Origin of the sequence: Streptomyces sp. NPDC021622 (assembly GCF_040640795.1) — a bacterium.
Taxonomy (GTDB): domain Bacteria; phylum Actinomycetota; class Actinomycetes; order Streptomycetales; family Streptomycetaceae; genus Streptomyces.
The window spans coordinates 197,390-217,381 of record NZ_JBFACK010000008.1 but is presented as its reverse complement, the minus strand read 5'-3'; the positions used below and the strand labels follow the sequence as shown (position 1 = coordinate 217,381).

The window sequence follows — 19,992 nt, the reverse complement described above, 5'->3', positions numbered from 1 at the left end:
CCCGAAGGTAACACCGCGTATGAACATCTGCCACCCGGTTCCTAGCCGCGCCCCTCCCGCCCCCGCTACGACCCCAGGATCGAGGTAAGGAACTCCCCCACCCAGCCAAGGAGTTCACGCCCGATCAACGGCTTCCCGCCGACCTTCGCCGTCTTCGGGCGCGGGACGAGGATCTGGTGGGTGTTCTCCTTGATGACCGTGCCGGGGTAGAGCCGCTTCAGACGCAGCTCCTGGGACTCGCGCAGTTCCACCGGCGCGAACCGGATGTTGTTGCCCTGCAGCACGATCTCGCCGACCCCGCACGCGCGGGCCAGCATGCGCAGGCCCGCCACCAGGAGGAGATTCTCCACCGGCTCGGGCAACTTGCCGTAGCGGTCGGTGAGTTCCTCGCGCACCGCCTTGACGTCCTGCTCGCTGCTCGCGGAGGCGATCGAGCGGTAGGCCGCAAGGCGAAGCCGCTCGCCGGGTGCGTAGTCGTGCGGGACGTGCGCGTCGACCGGCAGCTCGATCTTGACCTCCAGCGGCGGCTCCTCCTCGACCCCGCCCTCCAGCGACGCGCGGTAGTCGGCCACGGCCTCGCCGACCATGCGTACGTAGAGGTCGAAGCCGACGCCCGCGATGTGTCCCGACTGTTCGCCGCCCAGGAGGTTTCCGGCTCCCCGGATCTCCAGGTCCTTCATCGCCACGTACATGCCCGCGCCCATCTCCGTGTGCTGGGCGATCGTGGCGAGGCGCTCGTGGGCGGTCTCGGTGAGGGGCTTCTCCGGCGGGTAGAGGAAGTAGGCGTAGCCGCGCTCGCGGCCACGGCCCACCCGGCCGCGCAGCTGGTGGAGCTGGGAGAGGCCGAAGTTGTCGCCGCGCTCGACGATCAGCGTGTTGGCGTTGGAGATGTCGATGCCGGACTCGACGATCGTCGTCGAGACGAGCACGTCGAACTTCTTCTCCCAGAAGTCCACCACGACCTGTTCCAGGGCCTGTTCGGACATCTGGCCGTGGGCGGTGGCGATACGGGCCTCCGGCACGATGTCGCGCAGGCGGGCCGCTGCCCTGTCGATCGACTCGACGCGGTTGTGGATGTAGAAGACCTGGCCCTCGCGCAGCAGTTCACGGCGGATCGCCGCGCCGATCTGCTTCTCCTCGTACGGGCCGACGAAGGTGAGCACCGGGTGGCGCTCCTCCGGCGGGGTGGTGATGGTCGACATCTCGCGGATGCCGGTCACGGCCATTTCCAACGTACGGGGAATCGGGGTCGCCGACATCGTCAGGACGTCCACGTTGGCCCGCAGCTTCTTCAGCTGCTCCTTGTGCTCGACGCCGAAGCGCTGCTCCTCGTCGACGATGACCAGGCCCAGGTCCTTGAACTTGGTCTCGGAGGAGAAGAGGCGGTGGGTGCCGATGACGATGTCGACCGAGCCCTCCCGCAGGCCCTCCAGGGTCGCCTTCGACTCCGTGTCCGTCTGGAAGCGGCTCAACGCCCGTGTCTTCACCGGGAATTGGGAGTAGCGCTCGGAGAACGTACCGAAATGCTGCTGGACGAGGAGGGTCGTGGGGACCAGAACCGCCACCTGCTTGCCGTCCTGCACCGCCTTGAAGGCCGCGCGGACCGCGATCTCCGTCTTGCCGTAGCCGACGTCGCCGCAGATCAGGCGGTCCATCGGGACCGTCTTCTCCATGTCCTCCTTGACCTCGGCGATGGTGGTGAGCTGGTCGGGCGTCTCCACGTACGGGAAGGCGTCCTCCAGCTCGCGCTGCCAGGGGGTGTCGGGGGCGAAGGAGTGGCCGGGGGCCGCCATGCGGGCGCTGTACAGCTTGATCAGATCCGCGGCGATCTCCTTGACCGCCTTCTTCGCGCGAGCCTTCGTCTTCGTCCAGTCGGCGCCGCCCAGGCGGTGCAGCGTGGGGGCCTCGCCGCCCACGTACTTGGTGATCTGCTCCAGCTGGTCGGTGGGGATGTAGAGCCGGTCGCCGGGCTGGCCGCGCTTGGCGGGGGCGTACTCGACGACCAGGTACTCGCGGGTGGCGCCCTGGACGGTGCGCTGCACCATCTCGATGTAGCGGCCGACGCCGTGCTGCTCGTGGACGATGTAGTCGCCGGACTCCAGGGTCAGCGGGTCGATCGTCTTGCGGCGGCGGGCCGGCATCCGCTGGCCGTCCTTGCCGGCCGCCTTCTGCCCCGAGAGGTCGGTCTCGGTGAGGACGGCGAGCTTGAGCGCGGGGTCGATGAAACCGAAGTCGATGGAGCCGCAGGACACGTGCACGACGGACGGCGTGAGCTCGCTGAGGTCCGCGTCAAGGCGGGCCGCGATGCCCTCGCCGCCGAGGACCTCGACGGTGCGGGCGGCGGGGCCGTGGCCCTCGGTCACATAGATGGTGCGCCAGCCGTCGGCGAGCCAGCCCTTGGTGTCGGCGAGCGCCTTCGCGGTGTCGCCCCGGTAGGTCTCGGTGGCGTGCATGCCGAGCTTGAGGGTGTCCTCGTCAAGGTCCTCATCTGCCGCGAAGGGGGAGACCGACCACCACATCATGCCGAGGTCGCTCGCGTGGTCGCGGACATCCGCGATGCCCCACAGCGAGGCGGCGCCCACGTCGATGGGGGCCTCGCCGCCGCCGGCGGTCGCGGCCCAGCTGGCCTGGAGGAACTCCTGGGAGGTCGCCACCAGGTCGGCGGCCCGGGTCCGCACCCGCTCCGGATCGCAGACCACGGCCATGGAGTCCTTCGGCAGGACGTCGAGCAGCAGCTCCATGTCGTCGACCAGGACCGGCGCGAGTGACTCCATGCCCTCGACGGCGATGCCCTCGGCGATCTTGCCGAGCAGTTCGCCGAGCTCGGGGTGGGCCTCCGCGAGAGCGGCGGCCCGCTCCCGTACGTCGTCGGTGAGCAGCAGCTCACGGCAGGGCGGCGCCCACAGACCGTGCTCGGCGACTTCGAGGGAGCGCTGGTCGGCGACCTTGAAGTAGCGGATCTCCTCGACGTCGTCACCCCAGAATTCGACGCGGAGCGGGTGCTCCTCGGTCGGCGGGAAGACGTCGAGGATGCCGCCGCGCACGGCGAACTCGCCGCGCTTCTCGACCAGCTCGACACGGGAGTACGCGGCTGCGGCGAGCGCCTCGACGGTCTCGTTCAGGTCGGTGGTCTGCCCCTGGCGCAGGGCGACGGGCTCCAGGTCTCCCAGGCCCTTGACCTGCGGCTGGAGGACAGAGCGCACGGGGGCGACGATGACGGAGACGGGCCCGGTCTCGGGGTCGTCCGCCCGGGGGTGCGCGAGGCGGCGCAGGACCGCGAGGCGGCGGCCGACGGTGTCGGAGCGGGGCGAGAGGCGCTCGTGCGGGAGCGTCTCCCAGGAGGGGTACTCGACGACTCCGTCCGGCGGGATGATCGTGCGCAGGGCGGCCGCCAGGTCCTCGGCCTCGCGGCCGGTCGCCGTCACGGCGAGCACGGTGCGCGCCGTCTCACGGGCAAGGGCAGCCACAACGAACGGACGGGCAGCAGGCGGCCCGACCATATCGATGGCCATGCGGTTGCCGTCCTTGCCGGCCTTGACCGCTTCGGCGAGGGCCGCGTCCTTGACGACAGCGTCGAGCAGACCGTGCAGGCTCATGTGGGCTTTCGCTTTCCGTCCAGGTTCGGGGGCGCGCGGGAGGGCAACGCGAACCGCCCGGCACGTCGCACGGGCCGGGGGGCCTCCAGCGTACGACTCCCCGGTGACAGATGCTGGCTGTCGCCCTCAGGTGCCCCCTGGGGCTCCGCCCCAGACCCCGGTCCTCAAACGCCGGACGGCTGAAACAACCAGGCGGCCCCCGGCAGGCGCGCAAGCACCCGCCGGGGGCCGATTCCCCGCACCCCCGTAGCGGGAGCTATTCGGTCGCGATGGCGTTCAGGACGTTCATCCGGCCCGCCCTGAAGGCCGGGACCAGCGCCGCGAACAGGCCCACGAACGCCGAGCCGATGAAGACCGTGATGATCGTCGGCCAGGGGATCTCCAGGACCTTCAGGCCCTCCAGGGCGAGCAGCTGCTGCGCCGTGGCGCCCCAGCCCATGCCAAGGCCCAGGCCGAGCAGCGCGCCGAAGAGGGCGATGACCACCGACTCCATGCGGATCATGCGGCGCAGCTGGCGGCGCGAGAGGCCGATCGCCCGCATCAGGCCGATCTCCCTGGTCCGCTCGACGACCGAGAGGGCCAGCGTGTTCACGACACCCAGGACGGCGACGATGATCGCGAGGGCGAGCAGGCCGTAGACCATGTTCAGCATCTGGCCGACCTGGTCCTTCAGCGTCTGCTTGAAGTCGGTCTGGTCCATGACCTTGTACTGCGGGTAGTCGGACATGGACGCCTTCAGCGACTTGTACGCCGCGTCCTGCTGCCCCTTGTCCGCCTTGGCGAACATGATCTCGTTCGGCGGCATCCGGTCGGCGGGCACGTATTGCTCGGCGGTCGAGATGTTCACGTACATCGCGCCCGAGTCGATCGTGGCGTCGCTCGAGGTGATGGCCCGGACCGTGATCTCGCCCGTCCGGCCGTGGTCGAAGGCGAGCTTCACCTTGTCGCCGACGGTGATGCCGTGGTCCTTGGCGAAGTCCTCGCCGACCGACATGGAGTCCGGCTTGTAGGCGTCGGCGAGCTTGCCCGCGACCGTCTCGCTGCGCACATCCTGCGCGTACGTCGCGTCGGCGGCGCTCAGGCCGACTTCCTTGGCGACCTTGCCGTTCGGGGGCGTCAGGTCGGCCTTGATGTCCTTGTACCGGGTGATGTGGGCGACGTGGTCGGCCTTCTCCAGGGACTTCGCGGCCTTCGGGGTGATCGCCTGGTCGTTGTCGGACTGGATGATGAAGTCCGCGCCGACCGACTTGTCGAGCTCGTCCGTGGCGGAGGCGACCATCGAGGAGCCGACCACGGAGAGGCAGGCGACAAGCGCGAGGCCGATCATCAGGGCCGCGCCGGTGGCGCCGGTGCGGCGCGGGTTGCGCAGCGCGTTGCGCTCGGCCATCCGCCCGATGGGGCCGAACATCCGCAGGAGTACGGCGCTGATGACGCGGACCACGCCGTTGGCGAGGACCGGGCCGATGACGACGAAGCCGATGAGGGTGAGGACGACGCCGCCGCCGAGGAAGAGCGAGCCGTCGCTCGCCTTGTCCGCCTGGGACGCGGTGTAGAGGCCGTAGCCGCCGGCGCCGGTGAGGACGAGGCCGATGACCGCACGCAGCGCGCTCGCCCTGCCGTCGGCCGGGGTTCCGGCGTCGCGCAGCGCGGCCATCGGGGAGACCTTGGCCGCTCGCCGGGCCGGAAGGTAGGCGGCAAGGACCGTGACGACGATGCCAAGGACCATTCCCACCACGGGAGTTGTCCACTTGACCGTGAGGTCCTGCGTCGACAGCTCCATGCCCATGCCGGACATCAGCTGCATCAGGCCGACGGCGAGCCCGACGCCCGCGCCGACGCCGAGGACCGAGCCGAAGACGCCGAGCAGCAGCGCCTCGACGAGCACGGAGCGGTTGACCTGCTTGCGGCTCGATCCGATGGCGCGCATCAGGCCGATCTCGCGGGTGCGCTGGGCGACCAGCATCGAGAAGGTGTTGATGATGAGGAAGATGCCGACGAGGAAGGCGATCCCGGCGAAGCCGAGCATCGCGTACTTCATCACGTTCAGGAAGCCGCTGACGCTCTCGCGGTTGTCGTCCGCGCTCTCCTTCTGCGTCTTGACCTTGTACGCGGAGGCGTCCGCGCCCATCGTGTCGGTGACGTTCCGCTTGAGTGCCGCGTCGCTGACGCCGGCCTCGGCGGAGACGTTGACGTGCGTGAACCGGCCGGTGGTGCCGAGCAGTTCGCGCTGCGCGGTGGCGGTGTCGAAGTAGACGATCGCGGCACCGGGGTTGGTCACCTTGAAGGTGGCTATGCCGGAGATCCTGGCGGTGTGGTCGCCGGAGACGGCGATCGTGCGCAGTTCGTCGCCGATCTTCAGGTCGTGCTTGTCGGCGGTGTCGGCGTCGATCATCACGTCGGTGGGGCCGCGCGGGGCGTGCCCGGAGGTGATGTCCATCGAACGCAGGTCGTTGCGCGTCCAGTTGCCCGCGATGGTCGGGCCGCCGTTGGTGGGACCGACGTTCTCCTTCTCGGAGTTGACGACGGTCACGCTCTCGCTGCTGACCGCGCCCTCGGCGGACTTCACGCCGTCCGCCTTCTTCGCCTGGCCGACGACCGATGCGGGCATCGACTCGGGCTTGCCCGTGTCGGGCCGGTCACCGGGGTCCGTCGCGGACTTGGAGGTGACGGTGACGTCGGCGGACGTCGCGGCGAAGAGCTTGTCGAACGTCGTGTTCATCGTGTCGGAGAAGACGAGCGTGCCGCAGACGAACGCCACCGAAAGGACCACGGCCACCGCGGAGAGCGCCATGCGGCCCTTGTGCGCGAAGAAGTTGCGCATCGAGGTCTTGAGGACGGTCATGACGTACGCCCCCGCGCGTCGAAGTCCTTCATGCGGTCGAGGACGGTCTCGGCGGTCGGCGCGTACATCTCGTCGACGATCCGTCCGTCGGCGAGATAGAGCACCCGGTCCGCGTACGAGGCGGCCACCGGGTCGTGCGTGACCATCACGATGGTCTGGCCGAGCTCGGTCACCGAGCGGCGCAGGAAGCCCAACACCTCTGCCCCGGCACGGGAGTCGAGGTTTCCGGTCGGCTCGTCGCCGAAGATGATCTCGGGCCGGGAGGCGAGCGCGCGGGCCACGGCGACACGCTGCTGCTGGCCGCCGGAGAGCTCGGTCGGGCGGTGCTTGAGGCGTCCCGCGAGGCCCACCGTCTCGACGACCTGGTCGAGCCAGCCGCGGTCGGGCTTGCGGCCCGCTATGTCCATCGGGAGCGTGATGTTCTCGATGGCGTTGAGCGTCGGAAGCAGGTTGAACGCCTGGAAGATGAAGCCGATCCGGTCCCGGCGCAGCTGCGTGAGCTTCTTGTCCTTCAGGCCGGTGATCTCGGTCTCGTCGAGGTAGATCTGCCCGGAGGACACGGTGTCGAGGCCCGCGAGGCAGTGCATCAGGGTCGACTTTCCGGAGCCGGAGGGGCCCATGATCGCGGTGAACTGCCCGCGGGCGATGTCCACGTCGATGTGGTCGAGCGCCACGACCCGGGTCTCCCCGGATCCGTACGCCTTCACGACCTGGCGCGCCCGTGCCGCCACGGCCGTACGCCCTCCAGTGCCCCCGTGCCTGGGAATGGTTACAGCCGATGTCACGGTAAGTCTCCTAAGTCGGTTACGCGGTAGGTCAGGCGTGTTCGCTACGCATAAAGAGTCTGGTCGGCCAAGGGGGTCTTGCGCGCTGGTGCCCGGCGCAGTCTTTTACTGGGGAAAACCCCACCCCCGGAGCTGTGGTTCTTCCGCCCCCGAGGGCGATTGGTCCGCCCCCGTCGGCATAAAGCCAATCTAAGGACGGGTCCTGGCCTTCTCGTCCTCCAGCGGTACGAACGACCCCCGGTCCGCAGTACGGAGGTTCCCCTAGGGGATCTCCACCCGCCGGTGGAGCCGACCTCGGGGATCACTCCACCCTCGTACCGACCGGACACCGCCCCACCTGCCGAGAAGGTCTCCACCCCCTGCCCCCACCGCGCATCGGGTGAGAAGGTGGCCCGGAGCAATTACGTGCAGGGGGAAGGAATCTCGGTGGGCACTGACGACATACGACGCCGCGGCCCCGTCGTCGCCGCGCTGATGCTCGCCATGGCCCTCGCGGCCCTGGACTCCACGATCGTCTCGACCGCCATCCCGCAGATCGTCGGCGACCTCGGCGGCTTCTCCGTCTTCTCCTGGCTCTTCTCCGGCTATCTGCTCGCCGTCACGGTCACCCTGCCCATCTACGGCAAGCTCTCCGACACCTTCGGCCGCAAGCCCGTCCTCATCGCGGGCAGCATCCTCTTCCTGATCGGCTCCGCCCTCTGCGCGAGCGCCTGGAACATGGGCGCGCTGATCGCCTTCCGCGTCGTACAGGGCCTGGGCGGCGGCGCGCTGCAGGGCACGGTGCAGACACTGGCCGCCGACCTCTATCCGCTGGAGGAACGCCCCAAGATCCAGGCCAAGTTGTCCACCGTGTGGGCCGCCTCGTCGATCGCGGGACCGGCCCTGGGCGGCCTGATCGCCGCGTACGCCGACTGGCGCTGGATCTTCCTGATCAATCTGCCCATCGGGGCGGTGGCCCTGTGGCTGATCGTGCGCCATCTGCACGAGCCGGAGCGCGCGGCGGCCGGCGCCCGGGGGCGCACCGACTGGGCGGGCGCGCTCGCCGTCTTCGCCTGCGGCGGCGTCCTGCTCACCGCGCTCGTGCAGGGCGGCGTCGCCTGGGGCTGGCTGTCCGCGCCCTCGCTCGCGCTCTTCGCGGCGGGCCTCGCGCTCGCGGCCGCCGTCGTGGTCATCGAGCGGCGGGCGGCCGAGCCGATCCTGCCGGGCTGGGTCTGGCGGCGCCGCACCATCGCCGCCGTCAATCTCGCCCTGGGCGCGCTCGGCCTCCTGATGATCGCCCCGACGGTCTTCCTGCCGACGTACGCGCAGTCCGTGCTCGGCCTCGCGCCGATCGCCGCCGGGTTCGTGCTCTCCGTGATGACGCTGAGCTGGCCGGTGTCAGCCGCCATGAGCCAGCACGCCTACCGCAGGATCGGCTTCCGCAACACCGCAATCGTCGGCATCGGCGCGGCCGCTCTCCTCCTCTTCGCCTTCCCGCTGCTCCCCTATCCGGGGCAGGCCTGGCAGCCCGCCCTGATCATGCTGCTGCTCGGCGCGGCGCTCGGCCTCTTCCAACTCCCGCTGATCGTCGGGGTGCAGTCCACCGTCGGCTGGTCCGAGCGCGGCACGGCGACCGCGTCCATCCTCTTCTGCCGGCAGATCGGCCAGACCCTGGGCGCCGCCCTCTTCGGCGCGGTCGCCAACGCGGTGCTCACCTCGCGGCTCGGCGGTGCGGGCTCCCTGGACTCGGTCGCCCACGCCCTGGAGGACCCGACGTCCGTCGCCGACCCCGAACGGCTGCGCCGCGCGGTCGACTCCGCCGTCGACACGGTGTACGTGGGGGCCGGGTGCGCGGCGGTAATCGCCCTGCTCGTACTGGTATTCCTCGCGCCCCGACGGTTTCCGGTAATCGGCGCGAAGACCCCGGAGAACGGGGAGAAAACCGGCCCTACGCCGCGTGAACGCCCCGTGAATAAACCGGCCGAATAAACCGACCCAGCAGTATGTCCAAACCCCTTCGCAGCCCCACTACTTACAAGTAACGTGCTCGGTTCTCACCTCTCGCTCCCTGCGGTCCCGCACCGGACCGACGCCGCGCAAGGAGAACCGGGATGCCGCACCGTCACCACCCTCAGCACCCTCAGCAGCCCCATCCGTCTCAACAGCCGTATGAATCAAGCCAGTTGCAGCAACCGCAACAACCGAAAGGGCAGACACAGCAGCCATATCCGGCAGGGCAGCCGCGGCACGCTCAACAACCGCAGCAGACACAGCAGCCGCGCCGCGCTCAGCAATGGCAGCAACCGCAGCAGCCCTATGAGCCGGAGCAGCGGGAACAGCCGGAGCGGCCAGAGCCCCAACGGCCGTACCAGCCGCAGCAGCCGCAGCAGCCGCAGCAGCCGCGCCACGCTCAACCGCCGCGGCAGGCACAGGAGTCAGAGCCGCAGCCCCAGCCCCAGCGGCCGTACCAGTCACCGCCCATGCGTCTCCCCCGCCACCCGCACCTCCCGCCGCACGACTCGTCCCCGTCCTACCCCACCTATCCCTGGCAGCCGGTCGCACCACCACCCCCACCGCCGCCGCGACCCCGCCGCCACCCGGCGCTCGGCCGCCACAGCGACCTGCGCTTCCTGCGCAGCGCCTACCGCTGGCAGCGCCGCGTCGCCACCCTCACCGCGCTCGGCTACTTCACGCTCTTCCTGGTCCTCTCCGCCTACGCGCCGTCCCTGATGACGGACACCGTCACCGGCGGGCTCTCCGTCGGTCTGCTGCTCGGCCTGTGTCAGCTCCCCGTCACGCTGCTCGCCATAGCGCTGTACGAGTTCACGGCCCGCCGCCTCCTCGACCCACTGGCCCAACGGCTGCGCAAGCTGGCCGAGTTGGAGGCGAACCGATCATGAACACTTCTGTCGTCCTCGCCACCGATTCCGCACAAGCCATGTCCCTGGTGGCCTTCACCGCCGTCGTCACCCTCACCCTGCTCCTTTGCGTCCTGACCGGACCCGACCGCGACGACCTCGGCGAGTTCTACACCGGCTACGGCGCGCTCTCGCCGATGCGCAACGGCCTGGCCATCGCCGGCGACTACATCTCCGCGGCGACCGTCCTCGGCACCGGCGGCGTGATCGCGCTCGTCGGGTACGACGGTGTCGTCCTGGCCCTGAGCACGGCGCTGTCCCTGATGCTGCTGATGTTCCTGCTGGCCGAACCCCTGCGCAACGCGGGGCAGTTCACCATGGGCGACGTGCTGGCCCGCCGGATGCCGGGCCGCGCCGTACGCATCACCGCATGCGCGGCGACACTGGCCGCGCTGATCCCGCTGATGCTGGTCCAGCTGGCGGGCGCGGGCGATCTGCTCGCCTTCATCCTCGGGTTCTCCAGCGAGGGCCTGAAGACGGGCTGCGTCGTCGCACTCGGCGCCCTCATGATCAGCTATGCGGCGATCGGCGGCATGAAGGGCACCGCCCTCATCCAGATCCTGAAGATCGTGATCCTGCTCGGCTCCGGCCTCGTCATCGCCGCACTGATCCTGCGCCGCTTCGACTGGGACCTCGGGGCACTGCTCGCCGCCGCCGAGCGGGGCAGCGGCATCGGGCCCGCCTTCCTCCAGTCGGGACTGCAGTTCGCGGGCGGCCCCAACCCCGGCCTGGACATGATCAGTTCGGAGCTCACGGTGGTGCTCGGCGGTGCCTGCCTGCCGCACGTCACCATGCGCATGTACACGGCGCGCAGCGCACCCGAGATACGGCGCTCGATGTCCTGGGCGGTGTCCTCGGTAGCCCTCTTCGTGCTCATCATCTCCATCGTCGGCTTCGGCGCGACGGCGATGATCGGGCGGGCGGCGATCGCCCAGGCGGACCCGCAGGGCAACACGGCGTATCTGCTCGGCTCCAAGGCGGTGTTCGGCGCGAACGCGTCGACGGCGGAGACCCTCGTCTTCACGACGGTCACCACGGCGATCTTCCTCACGCTGCTCGCCTCGGTCGCGGGAATGATCCTGGCCTGCGCCAACTCGCTGGCCCACGACGTCTTCGCGCACGGCCGCCGCGGCATCACACCGCGTCGGGAGATGACGCTCGCCCGCCTGTCGGCGTTCGCCGTCGGCGGCCTGGCGATCTTCCTCGCGGTCCTGGTGCAGCACCACAATCTGCAGCCGCTGGTGACGCTCTCGTTCTGCCTGGGCGCGTCCGCCCTCGCGCCCGCGCTGGTCTACAGCCTCTTCTGGCGCCGCTTCACCCGCAGGGGCCTGCTGTGGACGCTGATCGGCGGCACGCTGGGCTCCGTCATCCTGATGACGGGCACCAACCTGGTCTCGGGCTCCCCGGTTTCGGCCTTCCCCGACCTGGACTTCAACTGGTTCCCGTTCACCACGACCGGCATCGTCTCCATCCCCCTCGGCTTCCTCCTCGGCTGGCTGGGCACGGTGTCCTCGGGCCGCAGGGAGTCGGAGGAGCAGCGGAGGCAGTACGAGGCGGTGGAGGGCTGGATCCTGGCGGGCATCAAGCGAGGCTGAGGCTGGAGGTCGTTACCCACCCACCCACCCCAACAGCCCACCGGAGCACTCACGCCCACCTGTCCGCCGCGGGGTGCTCGGGTGGGCGGGCAGGAAAAATCGGCGCGAAGCGGCGTCTAGACCGCCCGCCCGGTCAGCGCAGCGAGACTGCTCCGCACATGCTCCATGTGCGCCCGAACCTCCTCCCACTCCTCACCGTGCTCCCGCAGAACCCGCTCGGTCTCCCGGGCAACCCCCTCCTCCCGCACCGCCGCGGCAGCGACCAGCTCCGCGGCACGCGCCTCCGCGTCCTCCTGCCCGTGGCGGGCGGACTCCTCAGCCTCGGCGAAGGCCCGCTCGGCCTCGGACAGGCGGGCCTCCGCCGCGGCCACGAGCGAGGCCTCCTGCGCCTCGGCCGCCGCCTCCCGCAGGGCGATCTCCCGCTCGGCCGCCTCCCACCGCTCGGCGTGCTCCTTCTCCTGCTCCTCCAGGAGCGCGGCACTGCGCTGCCGCATCTCCCGCAGCGCGGCGAGCGCCTCGCCGCGCCACTCCTTCACATCACGGCGGGCCGCGATCCGCGCCTCGTCCGCCGCGGCGCGGGCCGCGAGCAGCCGCTTCCCGGCCCGCTCATCGGCCTCGGCGAGCAGCCCGTCGGCGTACGCACCTGCGGCCTCGCGCACCTCCCGCGCCGCCGCGCCGGCGGCCTCACCCACCCGCAGCGCGTCGGCCTCCGCGGCGGCCCGCAGCGCGGCGGCCTCCTCCTCGCTGACCGCCAGGATCTGCTGAGCGCGCTCGCCGAGCTGCTCGTACGTCTGCGGGGCGAGCCGCGCGACCGCGTCCCGCAGCCGCGCCGCTTCCGCCTCCATGTCCTTGGCGAGGACGGTGAGCCGCGCCGCGCGCTCCCACGCGCCGTCACGTTCCTGGGAAAGACCGGAGGCGTACGCGTCCACCTGCCCGGGCCGGTAGCCGCGCCCGCGCACGGCGACGAAGCCGTACGGCGAGGCCGTTGCACCGCTGCTCATCCTTGAATCCCCTCTCCGAGGCACCACCACGCGCGTATTACGCGATTGGCGCACATCTTGATGGATCAAGCGGATTCGCTCATAACGCGACACTCCACTCATCTCACCCGGTCAAGGATGCGCTATTTCCCGTCAAAGGCCGTAGTCACTCCTGGCGAGCCGCTGCCCCGACGCGCGAAACACCGCAGCGCCGTACGCCTCGACACCTGAGCCACCGCTTCGCGCCGGATCTCTCCCACCCACCCGATACCCCGGGGCAATCGGGTGGGTGGGCGGGAAAGATTCGCCGCGAAGCGGCGGCTCGAAACACGAACGAGGCGCCCGCCCCCAAACAGGGCCGAGCGCCTCGTGTCACCAACCGCCGGGGGCTACAGCAAGCCGTCCCACATCTGCTCGAGCAGCACCGACCACCAGCTCTCCGGAGACGCAAGCGCCGCCGGGTCGAGCGCGGCAAGCTGGCTCTGGAAGTCGACGGTCCAGCGGCCCGCCTGCTCCTGGTTGAGCCCGAACCGCAGCCGCCACATCCGGCCGAGCAGCGCCAGGCAGCGGGTGAACTCGGGCAGCCCCGTGTTCACGAACTGCGGCGGCACCGAAGCCCCGCCGGGACCCGCCTCCACCGGCACGGCCACGATGTTCGCCGTGCCGTACTGGACACAGATCGCCCGGCCGAAGTCACTGCCCATGACGAGGTACGAACCGGCGTCCGACGCCGGCTGCACGCCACGCTCCTGCGCCGTCTCGGCAAGCGTCGGCACCGGACGCCCCGGCTGGGCCTGCGCCCAGAAGAACGGCCCGAAGTCGACGGGCAGACCCGCCACGACGAGCGTGTGCGCCACGATGTCCGGCACGCCCTGCCGGGACACCGCCCGCTGGTCGAAGCGGAAGATGCCGGGCCCGAACGCGCCCGCCAGCTCCTGCGCCACGCCCTCCGGCGGAATCGGCGGCGCGGGCTGCACCTGCGGCAGCGGCGCCCGCACCGGCGCGGGGCGCGCAGGGCCGTCCGCGACCTGGTGCAACTCACCCTGGTGCGCGATCAGTTGCTGCATGCCGCCCTGCCGGGACGCGTGGTCCTTGCCGTACGGGGCGATGGACGTGATCCGCGCCTGCGGCCACGTCTCGCGGATCATGCGGGCACAGTACGCACCGGGCAGCTCGCAGGACTCCAGCTCGGTGTGGAGTTCGAGCACCTGCTGCGGCGGCACGTTCATGCCGCGCAGCTCGTGCAGGATCTGCCACTCCGGGTGCGGCGTGCCGGGCGCCGAGCGGCGGATGAGCTGCTGCTCGGAGCCGTCGGCCGCGCGGTAGCGCAGTACGGCCTGGTAGCCGGGGCCGACGGTCGGCTGACCTGCGGGCGGCTGCGGATAGCCGTACGGCTGGCCCGGCGCGGGCAGCGGCATGCCGGGAGCACCGGGGCCCTGCGGCGGCAACGGCGCACCGGGACCGCCGACCGCGGGTCCGGCCAGCATCGTCGCGGCGTGGTGGACACCGCCGCCGGGGGGCGGGGTGCCGGGAGCGCCCGGGGCACCGGGAGCGCCGGGAGCGCCAGGGGGCTGGGGAGCGCCCGGCGGCTTGATCCCACCGGGGCCACCCATGCTCGGGTCGGCCAGCATCGTTGCGGCATGGTGCACCCCACCCGGAGGCGTACCCGGCGTACCGGGAGGCCCAGGAGGCTGCGGCGCACCAGGAGCCGCGGGAGCACCAGGGGCACCAGGCGCACCCGGAGCTCCAGGAGGACCGGGAGGCTGCGGCGCACCGGGAGCGCCCGGCGGCTTGATCCCACCGGGACCGCCCATGCTCGGGTCCGCAAACATCGTCGCCGCATGGTGCACCCCACCCGCAGGCGTACCCGGCGTACCGGGAGGCCCAGGAGGCTGCGGCGCACCAGGAGCACCAGGAGCACCCGGCGCCGCGGGAGCCGCAGGAGCCCCCGGAGCCCCAGGCGGCTGAGGCCCGTCCGGGCCCAGCGCCGAGACGAGCTGCGTCGGGACATAACCGCCCGCCGGCGTACCCGGAGCACCGGGCCCGGACGGCGGCGGCGTACTCCCCTGAGCCACACCGGGAGTCCCCGGCGCGCTCGGAGGCGGCGGCGTCCCCGCACCGCCCCCACGGGCGGAACGCGGCGGCGCCTCCGCCTTGCTGGTCGCGGCATCGGCGATGTCCCCGGCACCGGGCGGCACGGGACCCGCGGGCCCCTGCGGATAGCCGTACGCGGAAGCGTCCGGCACGCCCGCGCCCGGAGGCGGCGGCATGTTCACCGCGCCACCGGCGGGCGGCGGAGGCAGGTTCGGTCCGGGAGCCGCCGGGGCCTGCGGCGCACCCGCGCCCGGAACGTCAAGGGCGGGCGCCACCGTCGTCGACGGAAGCCGGCTGCCGCCGTGCATCAGCGCGGTCTTGGCCTCCGGCGAAACACCGGGCGGCGGGGTGTCGTCGTCGTCACCGCCGACCAGCGGCGGCGCGAAGACCGTCGCGGGCGCGGGCACCGAACCCTCGTCGCCCGACTGCCCGTTGGTGTCGGTGCCGTCCCACGGAGCGGCACCGGCCGGCGCACCACCGCCGACCCCGGCCGCGGGCCACGGCGTACCGCCACCGGGCGCCTCGGGCGCACCCGGAGCCGAAGCCGCAGCAGCAGGCGGCTGCGTGGAAGCGACCGGCTCGGGAGCGACAGGAGCTGCGGGAGCCGCAGGCGCGGCCGGAGCAGCCGGAGTCGGAGCCGCAGCCGGCGAACTCCCCGCCACACCCGCCCCGTTGGACGCATCCGCCCGCCGATCCGGGATGCCCAGCTTGTCCGCCGCCTCCTGGAGCCACTCCGGAGGGCTCAACAGGAACGACGTCTGATTCAGGTCCACCCGCTCCGGCGGCGCCGGCGCCGGATCCTCCGGAGCCGCGTCCGCGACGCCGTACTCCTCCTCGTACCGGCGAATCACCTCACCGACCGGAAGACCCGGCCAGAGCGTGGCCTCACCGCTGTCCCGCGCGATGACGAGCCGCTGCCTGGCGCCGTCGGACACCGGACCGTTCTCCCGGTCCTCCGCCCACACGACAAAGCCGAGGTCGAACTCCCGGACCCGCACCTCACGATGCTGGTAGCCCGGCACATCGCCGTTGATCCACTCCTCGGCGCGCTCCTGCGCCTGCGCGAAGGTCACCATCGCCAAGTCACTCCCCCACCGGAACGGCGCGCGCGAAGCCGCCGTCCACCATCAGGTTCGCCACGGTCTCCAGCTCCGGCGGATTCCCCGCCAGCCGGGACAAGAACGCGTCGAAATCGTCGCCGCACGGCAGCAGCAGCCGCTCCACCCGCTCGGCCGGCTGCCACCCGGCAGCTTCCGAGACGTCCCGGGCGTCGTCGTACGCGCAGAACCACACCGAACCGATCCGGTCGCCCTTGACCTTCACGGCGAGCAGCCCACCCTGCACGAAGCCCACGCCCAGATAGTCCTTGGTGAGATGGTCGCGCAGACACTTGTTCACGTACACCAGGTCGTTGACCGCGGCCTCGTCCCGCACCGTGAAGAACGGCTGGTCGACCAGGAGACCGAGCTCCGCGTCCAGCGCGGCGCCGACCGGCGCGCAGCCGCCCGCCGCCTTCAGGAACGAGCGGTAGGCGCCGGGCAGCCGGTAGCCAAGGTCCTCCTCGACCCCGAGGATCTCCTGCTCCGACACCGCGACCGCCGACTTCGGCAGCGCCAGATGCGCGGGACGGGTCTCCTGGAGCGGGCGCGTACCCCTCTTGTTCTGGTCCACGGCCGTCGTCGCGATGCCGCCGTGATGGCGAAGGAGTGCCTTCACCTCGACCGGCACCAGCTCCAGGCGGCGGCCGCCCGGCACGTGATGCCAGGTCCAGCCGTGCGGGGTCGCCACCGGCGGGATCGTGTCCCACAGGTCATGCCCCGACGCCGCGAGGGCCGCGTTCGCGGAGACATAGTCCGTGAGACGCAGCTCGTCGACACCGAAGCCCTCCGGGGGCTCGGCGATCTCGGCCGCGGCACGCGCGTAGGCAGAGAAGTCCGGATAGCCGTGCTCGTCCACGCGCACCCCTCTGGGGTGGCGCGAGGCCCGGACCGGATCCGGGAAGTGCACGTTCTGCCCGGCGTAGGCCGCGTTCGGCGGCGCGGCCTGCTGCCCCAGCCGACCTGTCGTCATGGCGGTTGCCCCCTGCGGCACTGTTAATGGTTCTGCGGATCACTGTTGTGCGTACTGCGACGCGTACTGCTCTGTGCACTCTTTCGCGCACTCTTCTGCGTACTACGAATGTCGACAGCCTATGCGTAAGGACGACACCGGTCACCGGGCCTCCGGTTCCATGACCAGCAGCCACCGCGCCGTCACCGTGCGACGAAAGCCAGGCGTGTCGCGCCGCCCCAGCTTCCGCACCACCCGCCCCATTTGGCAGGCTGTCCCCGCAACGCGGGGGCGTGGCACACGCGGTCACTGCCGCGAGTTGCGGGGAGGGAAGCACCACCATGCACACGGCACAAACCGGTCGGTCAAGCCACACACTGTCCACGACAGCGGCTCCCGGCACCGACGAGAGCGGCACCACCGGCTCGGGGGACCCCCGCGTCGGCTGGAGCAGCGCCTCCGCCCACGCGCCCGTACTGCGCCAGCGCCGCGACGGCATCCTGCCCACCGTCGCCGCCGCGCTGTCCGTCCGCGGCGCGACCCTCACCTGCACCGCGGGCCGCGGCGAGGAACCCCCCGCGCTGCACCCGCTCGTACAGGACTTTCTCGACACCCTCACAAGCGGCCAGCGCGAACGCTTCACCGGGCGCTGTGCCGAGGCCATCCTCATCTCCCGGCACCTCAGCGCCGCCGACGGCAGCCGCTCCAAACGCGCGGCACGAAAACCCATGACCAACGGCGAGGCCCGCAAAGCCCTCAAACACGCCAAACTCACCACCCGCCGCATCCGCGAGGACGGCGACCCCCTGCACGGCGGCTTCGCCCGCCCCTGCCGCTCCTGCACCGCGCTCACAGCACACTTCGGCGTACGAGTCGTGGACCCGACCACCCCCGAAGACTGACCCCCCACCGAGCCGCGCTACCGCAACGAGGGCCCATGCACACCGAACAGCAGCACCCCAGCACTGCCGCCAACCCCCGCTTCCCCGTCCCCGTCGACGCCGCCCTGCGCGCGGCCGGCTGGCGCCCCGGACGCTGGGACATAAAGCAGGCGGAGATCTGGGCCGACGTACTGCGCAGCCACACCTCACCCGCGGGCCACCGGCACGCCGTCTTCCCCGCGGCCGTCGAGGCCTGGGCCGAATTCGGCGGACTGCACATCACCCCGCAGGGCCCCGGCCGCCAGATAGCCCCCGCCGCCATGCACCTCGACCCGCTGTACGGCCTCCACATGGCCCGCACCCTGGGCGACCTGGGCCGCGCCCTGGACTCCGAGGTCTGCCCCATCGGCGAGGAGCCCGAGACGCAGGCCCTGCTCGCCATCGACGCGGAGGGCCGCGTGTACTCCCTCGACCACAGCGGCGACTGGTACCTCGGCGCGCATATCGACCAGGCGCTGGCCACCCTCCTGTCGGGCACCCAGCCGGACCGCCTCACGGCGGGCTGAGCCGGCCGCTCCGCGGGGAGTACCGATATTCGCCTGCGACGCCGTCGTAGCTGGTCGCGCCCACGCGGCAGAGCCGCAAATGTCACAGCCCCGCGCCCTACGGGACGCTAGGCAGCACCGCCGACACGCGGAAGCCGCCCGCGTCCGTCGGTCCCGACACGAACACCCCGCCCAGCGCGGTGACCCGTTCCTTCATCCCCACGAGCCCGTTGCCACCACTCGGCAGCCGGGCGTCCGCGGGACCCGCCTCCGGCGGCGGCTCGTTCTCGACCTGCATCGCGATCTCCGCGCCGCGATGCGCGAGCCGCACATACGTCTTCGCGCCCGCCGCGTGCTTGTGCACGTTCGTCAACGCCTCCTGGACCACCCGATACGCGGTCTGCTCCACCTCGGCGGCATACGCACGCGACTCCCCCTCCACGGACAGATCCACCGCCATCCCCGCCGCACGGGACTGCCCCACCAACTCGTCGAGCTCCGCCAGACACGGCCCGTCCTCATCGACCGCACGCGAGGCGGCAGCCGCCGCGGCGAACCCCACCGCGGCGAGCGGCACGGCCTCGGACACCGCCCCTCGCCGCACACCCGCCCCGGAGGCCGCCCCCGACTCCCCGGCGGTCCGCAGCACCCCGAGCATCTCCCGCAGCTCCGTCAACGCCTGCCGCCCCATGTCACCGACCAGGGCGGCATTCTTCACAGCCTTCTCAGGATCCTTACGGGCAACAGCCTGCAAGGCAGCCGCATGCACCACCATCAAGCTCACCCGATGCGCGACAACGTCATGCATCTCCCGCGCGATCCGCGTCCGCTCCTCATTACGCGCCCACTCGGCCCGCTCCTCGGCCCGCTCGGCAAGGAGCTGCAACTCCCGCTCCAGGCTGTCGGCACGCTCCCGCAGACTCTCCATCAGCCGCCGCCGAGCCCCCACGTACATACCGAGCAGAATCGGCGGCGCGGTGACACCAATAGACGTCGTAATCGCAATAAACGGTATGAACCCCTCGGCGAACGCCAGCTCCCCGCTCGCCATGTCCTGCCGCGTCCGCACCAACGTGACGATGAGCGTCCCCAGCAGCGACATCCCCGCGAGCGACCCGATGATCCGCCGCGGCAGCTCGGAGGCCGCCAGCGAATACAGCCCCACGATGGTCAGCACAATCCCCATCTGAGCAGGCGTGATCGCGATCGAGACCAGCACCACCGCGATCGGCCACCGCCGCCGCAGCACCAACGACGCCCCGGCCACGGCCCCGAAGGCCACACCGACCGGCGCCGGAATCCCCGTATCCCCCGAAAACGTGATCCCCTCGGCCCCGCACTCCGCCGCCGAAACCAGCGCGAGCCCCACATCAAGCGCGGCACTGCGCCGCCGCTCCCACCACCACGGCCCGCCCCCGGCCGCCCTGTGGCTCTCCCCCGTCGTGGTCATGCCTTCCAGCCTACGGGCGCGAAGCCCTCCTTTTCCGGCGAGTTTTACGCGCGGTGATCCAGCACACCACTCGCTCGAGAAGAAGCCGCACCATCGCATCGAGGGCCCTCGGTACGGCATAGTGTTGTCCGCGCGCCAAGCCGATCAACAGAATCGGACATAGTGCGCAACCCATCCCGGGTCGTCTAATGGCAGGACAAATGGTTTTGGTCCATTGAATGAGGGTTCGATTCCTTCCCCGGGAGCCGCACAGTTCGGGTCCTGACCGCCCAGGTCAG

13 protein-coding genes and 1 tRNA gene are annotated in these 19,992 nt (G+C 71.2%); 6 read left to right on the top strand and 8 right to left on the bottom strand.

Features of this window, described 5'->3' with window-relative positions:
* Positions 1–65 precede the first annotated feature (65 nt).
* The 3 genes from mfd to AB0G47_RS18265 form a co-directional block, all read right to left on the bottom strand.
* Positions 66–3,596 carry a transcription-repair coupling factor gene (gene mfd, locus AB0G47_RS18275; protein WP_360770510.1) on the bottom strand — a complete coding sequence of 1,177 codons (3,531 nt, stop codon included), beginning with the start codon at positions 3,594–3,596 and terminating at the stop codon, positions 66–68.
* 256 nt (positions 3,597–3,852) lie between these two features.
* Complete coding sequence (locus tag AB0G47_RS18270) at positions 3,853–6,438, bottom strand: FtsX-like permease family protein (RefSeq protein WP_360770507.1); 2,586 nt, start codon at positions 6,436–6,438, stop codon at positions 3,853–3,855.
* A complete protein-coding gene (locus AB0G47_RS18265) occupies positions 6,435–7,223 on the bottom strand; it encodes an ABC transporter ATP-binding protein (RefSeq protein ID WP_360770504.1) in 789 nt (262 codons plus the stop codon). Before AB0G47_RS18265 ends, AB0G47_RS18270 begins: the two co-directional genes overlap by 4 nt.
* Before the next feature lie 474 nt (positions 7,224–7,697).
* Between AB0G47_RS18265 and AB0G47_RS18260 the strand changes: the two genes are divergently transcribed.
* The gene (locus AB0G47_RS18260) at positions 7,698–9,191 is read left to right on the top strand and encodes an MFS transporter (protein ID WP_360770857.1); all 1,494 of its coding nucleotides are present in this window, start codon (positions 7,698–7,700) and stop codon (positions 9,189–9,191) included.
* 185 nt (positions 9,192–9,376) lie between these two features.
* On the opposite strand, the gene AB0G47_RS18255 is transcribed toward AB0G47_RS18260, so the two are convergent.
* The gene (locus tag AB0G47_RS18255; protein ID WP_360770501.1) at positions 9,377–9,610 is read right to left on the bottom strand and encodes a hypothetical protein; all 234 of its coding nucleotides are present in this window, start codon (positions 9,608–9,610) and stop codon (positions 9,377–9,379) included.
* A 72-nt stretch (positions 9,611–9,682) separates the two neighbouring features.
* On the opposite strand from AB0G47_RS18255, the gene AB0G47_RS18250 reads away from it, so the two are divergent.
* The gene (locus AB0G47_RS18250; protein WP_360770498.1) at positions 9,683–10,102 is read left to right on the top strand and encodes a DUF485 domain-containing protein; all 420 of its coding nucleotides are present in this window, start codon (positions 9,683–9,685) and stop codon (positions 10,100–10,102) included.
* Complete coding sequence (locus AB0G47_RS18245; protein WP_360770494.1) at positions 10,099–11,715, top strand: cation acetate symporter; 1,617 nt, start codon at positions 10,099–10,101, stop codon at positions 11,713–11,715. Before AB0G47_RS18250 ends, AB0G47_RS18245 begins: the two co-directional genes overlap by 4 nt.
* A 116-nt stretch (positions 11,716–11,831) precedes the next feature.
* On the opposite strand, the gene AB0G47_RS18240 is transcribed toward AB0G47_RS18245, so the two are convergent.
* The 3 genes from AB0G47_RS18240 to AB0G47_RS18230 form a co-directional block, all read right to left on the bottom strand.
* Complete coding sequence (locus AB0G47_RS18240) at positions 11,832–12,716, bottom strand: cellulose-binding protein (RefSeq protein ID WP_360770492.1); 885 nt, start codon at positions 12,714–12,716, stop codon at positions 11,832–11,834.
* Positions 12,717–13,084: 368 nt separating this feature from the next.
* Positions 13,085–15,865, bottom strand: a complete 2,781-nt coding sequence (locus AB0G47_RS18235) for an SUKH-4 family immunity protein (protein WP_360770489.1) — start codon at positions 15,863–15,865, stop codon at positions 13,085–13,087.
* A 7-nt stretch (positions 15,866–15,872) separates the two neighbouring features.
* Positions 15,873–16,859 (bottom strand): SMI1/KNR4 family protein, encoded by a 987-nt coding sequence (locus AB0G47_RS18230; protein ID WP_360770486.1) that lies wholly within the window; start codon positions 16,857–16,859, stop codon positions 15,873–15,875.
* 320 nt (positions 16,860–17,179) lie between these two features.
* On the opposite strand from AB0G47_RS18230, the gene AB0G47_RS18225 reads away from it, so the two are divergent.
* Together AB0G47_RS18225 and AB0G47_RS18220 are read left to right on the top strand one after the other, a co-directional pair.
* Positions 17,180–17,740 (top strand): YwqJ-related putative deaminase, encoded by a 561-nt coding sequence (locus AB0G47_RS18225; protein ID WP_360770483.1) that lies wholly within the window; start codon positions 17,180–17,182, stop codon positions 17,738–17,740.
* Positions 17,741–17,775: 35 nt separating this feature from the next.
* Entirely contained in the window at positions 17,776–18,285 is a 510-nt protein-coding gene (locus AB0G47_RS18220) for an SUKH-3 domain-containing protein (protein WP_360770481.1), read from the top strand.
* A 97-nt stretch (positions 18,286–18,382) separates the two neighbouring features.
* Here AB0G47_RS18220 and AB0G47_RS18215 read toward each other — a convergent pair whose 3' ends face one another.
* Positions 18,383–19,714: a histidine kinase gene (locus AB0G47_RS18215; RefSeq protein ID WP_360770478.1), complete on the bottom strand. Its 1,332-nt coding sequence runs from the start codon at positions 19,712–19,714 to the stop codon at positions 18,383–18,385.
* Between the two features lie 174 nt (positions 19,715–19,888).
* Here AB0G47_RS18215 and AB0G47_RS18210 point away from each other — a divergent pair.
* A tRNA-Gln gene (locus tag AB0G47_RS18210) sits at positions 19,889–19,959 on the top strand.
* Positions 19,960–19,992 lie beyond the last annotated feature (33 nt).

What these genes read in the sequence shown, in the direction of transcription:
- mfd (WP_360770510.1), bottom strand. Translation starts at nt 3,596, where the DNA reads ATGAGCCTGCACGGTCTGCTCGACGCTGTCGTCAAGGACGCGGCCCTC.
- AB0G47_RS18270 (WP_360770507.1), bottom strand. Translation starts at nt 6,438, where the DNA reads ATGACCGTCCTCAAGACCTCGATGCGCAACTTCTTCGCGCACAAGGGC.
- AB0G47_RS18260 (WP_360770857.1), top strand. Translation starts at nt 7,698, where the DNA reads ATGCTCGCCATGGCCCTCGCGGCCCTGGACTCCACGATCGTCTCGACC.
- AB0G47_RS18250 (WP_360770498.1), top strand. Translation starts at nt 9,683, where the DNA reads ATGCGTCTCCCCCGCCACCCGCACCTCCCGCCGCACGACTCGTCCCCG.
- AB0G47_RS18245 (WP_360770494.1), top strand. Translation starts at nt 10,099, where the DNA reads ATGAACACTTCTGTCGTCCTCGCCACCGATTCCGCACAAGCCATGTCC.
- AB0G47_RS18240 (WP_360770492.1), bottom strand. Translation starts at nt 12,716, where the DNA reads ATGAGCAGCGGTGCAACGGCCTCGCCGTACGGCTTCGTCGCCGTGCGC.
- AB0G47_RS18235 (WP_360770489.1), bottom strand. Translation starts at nt 15,865, where the DNA reads ATGGTGACCTTCGCGCAGGCGCAGGAGCGCGCCGAGGAGTGGATCAAC.
- AB0G47_RS18230 (WP_360770486.1), bottom strand. Translation starts at nt 16,859, where the DNA reads ATGACGACAGGTCGGCTGGGGCAGCAGGCCGCGCCGCCGAACGCGGCC.
- AB0G47_RS18225 (WP_360770483.1), top strand. Translation starts at nt 17,180, where the DNA reads ATGCACACGGCACAAACCGGTCGGTCAAGCCACACACTGTCCACGACA.
- AB0G47_RS18220 (WP_360770481.1), top strand. Translation starts at nt 17,776, where the DNA reads ATGCACACCGAACAGCAGCACCCCAGCACTGCCGCCAACCCCCGCTTC.
- AB0G47_RS18215 (WP_360770478.1), bottom strand. Translation starts at nt 19,714, where the DNA reads ATGACCACGACGGGGGAGAGCCACAGGGCGGCCGGGGGCGGGCCGTGG.